The following is a 6150-nucleotide window of genomic DNA, read 5'->3' on the forward strand; positions in this document are numbered from 1 at the left end:
TCCCCGCCTTTTCTATTGCCGCAGATCAGAGGAGCGTGTTAATCAGCTCTTCAGTTCCCTGTCTCTTTTCGGCCGAGACCATGAACACGGGGGGCAGAGCCCCACTCTCCGACAGACCGTCTTTGACGGACTTGAGAGTTATGGATTGCTGGCTTCTCGAAAGCTTGTCGGCCTTCGTCAGAACGACCAGGTAAGGCAGGGAGTAGTATATAACCCATTCCAGCATCTGCCTGTCAACGGCCTGAAGGGGATGGCGGCTGTCCATGAGGACTGCCAGGAGCGATAGAGACTTTCTCGAATCGAAGTAATCGATTATGAGTCTCTCCCACTTCTCCTTCTCCTTTATGGAAGCCTTTGCGTAACCATAACCGGGCAGGTCCACGAAATAGACCGACCCGTTGACGGTGTAGAAGTTTATCGAACGGGTCTTGCCCGGAGTCGAACTCGTGTGGGCCAGTTTTCTACCGAAAAGGGAGTTGAGAAGCGAAGACTTGCCGACGTTAGACCGGCCGGCAAAGGCTATCTCCCTTTCCAGCGGAGGCGGGTACTCTCCTGATTTGAAGACCGTTCTGCACAGCTCAACACTCTTTATCACTCAATCACCTTTGTCCAGCAGAGCGACTTGGAGGACTTCCAGGATATCCTCCACGAAAACGAACTCTAGCCGGGATTTTATCTCTTCGGGAACCTTTTCCAGATCCCGTTTGTTAGCCAGGGGTACGATCACCGTCTTCATCTGGGAACGATAAGCGGCCATCAGCTTCTCTTTCAATCCGCCTATCGGCAGAACCTTTCCCCGTAGGGTTATCTCGCCCGTCATTGCGACATCGTTTCTTACCTTTCTGCCGGAAACGGCCGAAATGAAGGCTGTAGTCAGAGTTATTCCAGCACTGGGTCCATCTTTGGGAACGGCTCCCTCCGGGACATGGATGTGGAAATCCCTCTTCTCGAAGATCTCGGCGTACTTTTCACCATCGCAGAGCTTTCTGGCGAGCGAGGCGGCTATCTGCGCCGATTCCTTCATAACATCGCCAAGCTGGCCGGTGATGATGGTCTTTCCCTTCCCCGGCACGGGAAGCACCTCAATGTACATGATCTCCCCTCCGACGGAGGTCCAGGCGAGGCCTGTCACCACACCAACCTCGGGTTTCTTTCGGAAATCGCTGTCCTTGAAGAGCGGTACTCCCAGGAATTCGCCAAGATCGTTCACCCCTACGTTTATACTCTCCTCGCCTTCGGCCATCTTCAGGGTCGCCTTCCGGATTATCTTTCCCAGGCTGCGGTCGAGCTGTCTCACACCGGCCTCTCTGGTGTAGTCCCTTATCGTTCCCTTTATAGCCGATCCGGTGATTTTGAAGCTCCTGTCCTTCATGTTGTATTCGTCGAGCAGCTTGGGCAGTATATGGTCTTTGGCGATGTGATACTTCTCCGACTCGGTGTATCCGGGTATTTCGATGACCTCCATCCTGTCCCTGAGGGCGTCGGGTATGGAATACAGAACGTTCGCCGTAGTTATGAACAACACCCTGGAGAGGTCGAAGGATACCTCCAGAAAGTGATCGGTGAAATTGCTGTTTTGCTCGGGATCGAGAACCTCCAGCAGCGCCGAAGCCGGGTCACCCTGGAAGCTTATTCCCATCTTGTCGACCTCGTCCAGCACGATCACGGGGTTCCTAGAGCCGAGCTTGCGAATCATCTGCATTATCCTGCCCGGAAGGGCGCCGACGTAGGTCCTCCTGTGGCCGCGTATTTCGGCCTCGTCTCTCATACCGCCCAGAGAGATTCTTCCGAACTTTCTGCCCATTGCCTCGGCTACGGATCGCCCCAGAGAGGTTTTGCCAACACCTGGAGGACCCACCAGACAGAGTATGGGAGCCCTGAGCTTTTCCGAGTACTTTCTGGCAGCCAGGAACTCCAGTATCCGCTCCTTGACGTCCTGCAATCCGTAATGGTTGCTGTCCAGCATTCTACGTACATCTTTTATCTTTATCTCGTCCTCCGTCTCCTGAGACCAGGGAAGGTTAAGCAACCAGTCCAGATACGTTCTCACCACCGTCGCCTCGGCCGAGTAGGGAGACATCTTCTCCAGTCTGGATATCTCCTGTTCGGCCTTCTCGCGAACTTCGGCAGACAGGTCGGGAGAGGCGGCCCTTTCCTTCAATTCCTTTATCTCTTCGTCTTCCTCGCCCTCGAGCTCTTCCTGAATCGCACGCATCTTTTCGCGAAGATAGTACTCCTTCTGACCCTGTTCGATCTTCTCCTTCACGCGCTTATCCAGTTCCTCCTCGAGCGAGAGGATCTCTATCTCGCGGCTCAGTAGTTCCATGAGTATCTTCAACCTCTCGACCGGCTCAACCTCTTCGAGCAGCTTCTGCTTCTCCTCCAGAGCGAAGGGAACGATCGAAGAGACGAAATCGGCGAACTTGTCGGCGTTGGAAGTGTCTTCAAGAGCCATAAGAGCTTCATCCGGGAACCTGCGGCTCATCGAAACGTATTTCTGCGTCAGCTCCTTGACTTTGCGAACCAGTGCCTCCAGCATCTTGCTCTTTCTGGTTCTGGACTTCAGGCTCTCAAGCTTTACGATCAGAGCGTTCTCCTCTTCAACTACGCCCGAGATCTTCGCCCGTGCCAGTCCCTCGACCAGGATCTTGTAATTGCCATCGGGCATCTTCATCAACTGGACGATGCGGCCTATAGTACCGACTTCGAAGAGATCGCCCAGTTCCGGTTCCTCTTTGGTTATATCTCTCTGAGACACCAGGAAGACCAGCTGATCGTACTTACCGATCGATTCTTCGAGCGCCGAAAGAGACTTCTCCCTCCCCACGTAGAGTGGCATCACTGAAGAGGGATATATCAACATATTGGTTCTCGTCGGAATCGCTGGCAATATATCGGGTATCTCTATCTTTCTCTCGCTTCTAATTGCTGCTTTCTCAAGTAATTCGAATTTTTGTGCCACCAGAACACCTTCCTTTCATTTGGTAAGATACCGGCTTTTCAGTTCAAAAAAGAGAGGATTTCATCGGCCTCCACGTCCATCGACGACAGGGACACGACTCTCTCGTTTTCGCTCCAGTGCTCAAGCCTCACTATCAGACACGGCCCTTCTACGAAGGGTCTGTACATCTCGGGCCATTCAACGGCCATAACCGTATTATAATCGCCGAGACCTTCGAGATCTAAATCCAGTAATTCTCTTCGATCTTCAAGTCTGTAGAGATCGGCGTGAACAAGAATCAACCTGCCGGGATAGGTGTTGATTATGTTGAACGTCGGACTTCTAACCAGTCTCTCTTCGATTCTTAGCCCTCTGGCCAGTCCCCTCACAAAAGTCGTCTTTCCGGTGCCCAGATCGCCGTAAAGCAGTATCGTCTCGCCTCCGGAGAGCCTTTCACCGATCTTGCCGGCCAGGTTCAACAACTGGTCTATCTTCATCTGGCCCAGTTCATAGATCTTCTCAGTACTTCTTTCCACTTCGAAAACTCTTCCTCCATTCTATTTCCGTTGGGTTCGAACTCCACCTCGCTGATACGTCTGTTTTTCAGCACCTCAATGTCCCACAGGCCCGTGCAAAGGCCCGAGAACATTGCAGCACCCAGCGCCGTTGTTTCCTTTATCAGAGATCTATCTACAGGGATGCCAAGCACGTTGGCCTGCATCTCCATCAGGAAGTTGTTCCTGGTGACTCCGCCGTCCACCAGGAGCTTCTTCAGTTTTATCCCCGTCTCCTCTTCCATCAGTTCCAGTATTTCGCGAGTCCTGAAGGCCATGTATTCCAGCACGGCTCTGATTATATGGCCCTTCTTCGTCCCTCTGGTCAGTCCTATCAGCGTCCCCCTGGCCGAAGCATCCCAGTACGGCGCCCCCAGACCGGTCAGAGCTCCCGAGAAGTAAACTCCGCCGTTGTCCTGAACCTCACGCGCAAGCGATTCAGTCTCCGAGGGATTGGCTATTATTCCCAGACCCTCTTTTAACCAAGTTATAAGGGCCCCAGAGGCGAAGATCGATCCTTCTATGGCGTAGACAGTATCCTTCCCAAGTTTCCATCCTATCGTTGTAAGAAGGCCGTGCCTTGAGTATTTCGGCTCCGACCCGGTATTCATGAGTATGAAAGAGCCGGTGCCGTAGGTGCACTTGGCATCGCCCCGCGAGAAGGCCGTCTGTCCGAAGAGCGAAGCCTGCTGGTCTCCGGCTATACCGGCTATCTCCGGACCGTATATCGAAGCTCCCAGAGGGCTGCAGGAATCCACGACCTTCGGCAGGAACTCTTCATCTATTCCGAACATGTCGAGAAGTTCGCCGTCCCACTTCAGCTCCCGTATATTGAAGAGCATCGTTCTTGAAGCGTTCGAGTAATCGCACACATATCGCTTCTCTCTGGTTAGGTTCCAGACCAGCCAGGAGTCGATCGTGCCGAAACGCAAGGTGCGCCTCTTCGCGGCTTCCCGGACTCCGGGAACGTTTTGCAGCATCCATTCCATCTTCGTGGCCGAGAAATACGGATCGGGCATCAATCCAGTCTTGAGGTGTATCTTCTCCCCGAACTTTTCCCTCAGCTCTTTGCATCTTTCCGTGGTTCTCCTATCCTGCCAGACGATAGCGTTGCACAAAGGCTGGCCGGTTATGGCATCCCATGCGACCACTGTCTCGCGCTGGTTGGTTATACCTATGGCTTCGATCTCACGGTAAGAGACCCTGGCGTCGGATACCACGTTTTCCACAGAACTCATGGTACTGAGAATAATATCTCTCGGATCGTGTTCGACCCTGCCAGGATTGGGGTATATCTGCCTGAACTCCTCCTGTGAAACGGCCACCTGATAAAACTCCTCATCGAATAGTACGGCCTTACTGCTGCTGGTTCCCTGATCGATGGCCAGAATGTAACTCATCCTAACGCCGCCTCCTTCATATATGAAAACGTCTCTTGAAAACGATCGCGTTCTCCGGACAGATCTCGTGGCAGACGTAACAGGTTATGCACTTGCTATAATCGATCCTGAACCTGTCTATCTCTATCGCCCCGACCGGGCAGGCCTTTTCGCAGTTCCTGCACTCGATGCAGTTCTTCCTGTCTATCCTCGGAAACTTCGTGACGAAATGCCTCAAGAAACCGGCACCGTAAACCGCGATGTAGTTTGTTTCGGGCAGAACCAGTCTCGCCGGCACGGGTCCGTCGCCCACAATTTCGTACTCGCCAACCAGATTCTCTTCCCTGGCCATTCTCAAAAGCGGGACTTTCGAATGCTTCACCTGGAAGAGTTCCGCTATCGCATCGTCCAGAGAAAAGACATTTCTTGAGAGCGCCACGATTCCGGGATAGATCTTCCTCCCGTTCGACGGTCCGTTTCCGTCCATCCCCTCTACTCCGTCCAGCACCGTCAGCGAGGGCTTCAAATACCTCGCCAGGTCCAGAAGCATCCTGGAAAAATCCCCCATGTTTCTCGCTCTGAAATGCCAGCCCTGCTTTCTTGCACCGGGGATACAGCCGAAGAGGTTCTTGACTGCGAACGTGACGAGCGTGAGCGAATGAGTCTTGAGCTTGGCCAGATTGACTACGAGGTCGGCCTCCAGGACCGGGCGGGCTATCTCGAAGTTCCTGTACGTCCCCTCCTGCAGAACCACAGAAACGGGATCGTCGAAATCTACAAGGGGTATGTCCAGTTCCCTGCAGACGCTTTCAATCCCTGCTGCTCTGGCCGCGGTAATGGTACTGACCCTGGCCGGGGAATCTCCTACACTGACCTTTGCCCCGCGCCGGAGGAAAATCTCCGCCACCGCGCGGACTATTTCGGGATGGGTCGTCACCGAGCTGTCTGGCGTTCTTGCTGAGAGCAGGTTAGGCTTCAGCAGTACCTTTTTTTCTCGAACATCGTCGTCAAAATTCAGCAGATCGAAGCCCTCAGCTATCTTCTCCCTGCACTTTGCGTATTCTGGGCTGCTTAGGATCGCCACCCTGTTCATTTGACTCTTTTTCTCCATAAAGAACCCTCTTCTTCTTTCTACGATCATCCACTATGCAGCGCACCTCTTCGGGAAGCTTCACTTCACAAGAAGAGAGTATCTCTATTATTATCTCTTCCGGGATCGATGTAACGGCCCAGAGATCTGTGAGATATATCCTTTCGCCCGTTCTCACGGGCGCCT

Annotated in this window: 5 protein-coding genes and 1 pseudogene; all 6 read right to left on the reverse strand. The window is 53.2% G+C overall.

What is annotated here, in order from left to right:
* Positions 1-25 precede the first annotated feature (25 nt).
* Entirely contained in the window at positions 26-595 is a 570-nt protein-coding gene (yihA, locus tag PKX57_RS05735) for a ribosome biogenesis GTP-binding protein YihA/YsxC (protein WP_472416365.1), read from the reverse strand.
* The gene (gene lon / locus PKX57_RS05740) at positions 596-2962 is read right to left on the reverse strand and encodes an endopeptidase La (RefSeq protein ID WP_472416367.1); all 2367 of its coding nucleotides are present in this window, start codon (positions 2960-2962) and stop codon (positions 596-598) included.
* A 38-nt stretch (positions 2963-3000) separates the two neighbouring features.
* Entirely contained in the window at positions 3001-3477 is a 477-nt protein-coding gene (gene tsaE / locus PKX57_RS05745) for a tRNA (adenosine(37)-N6)-threonylcarbamoyltransferase complex ATPase subunit type 1 TsaE (protein WP_213919966.1), read from the reverse strand.
* A complete protein-coding gene (gene glpK / locus PKX57_RS05750) occupies positions 3435-4895 on the reverse strand; it encodes a glycerol kinase GlpK (protein ID WP_213919965.1) in 1461 nt (486 codons plus the stop codon). The genes tsaE and glpK overlap by 43 nt, the downstream gene beginning before the upstream one ends.
* Positions 4896-4911: 16 nt before the next feature.
* Positions 4912-5985, reverse strand: a complete 1074-nt coding sequence (locus PKX57_RS05755) for a DUF362 domain-containing protein (RefSeq protein ID WP_214048764.1) — start codon at positions 5983-5985, stop codon at positions 4912-4914.
* Positions 5906-6150 (reverse strand): annotated as a pseudogene (locus PKX57_RS05760) (hypothetical protein); the annotation flags it as partial. The gene PKX57_RS05755 and the pseudogene PKX57_RS05760, both read right to left, overlap by 80 nt.

Origin of the sequence: Mesotoga sp. (assembly GCF_035363035.1) — a bacterium.
Lineage (GTDB): Bacteria > Thermotogota > Thermotogae > Petrotogales > Kosmotogaceae > Mesotoga.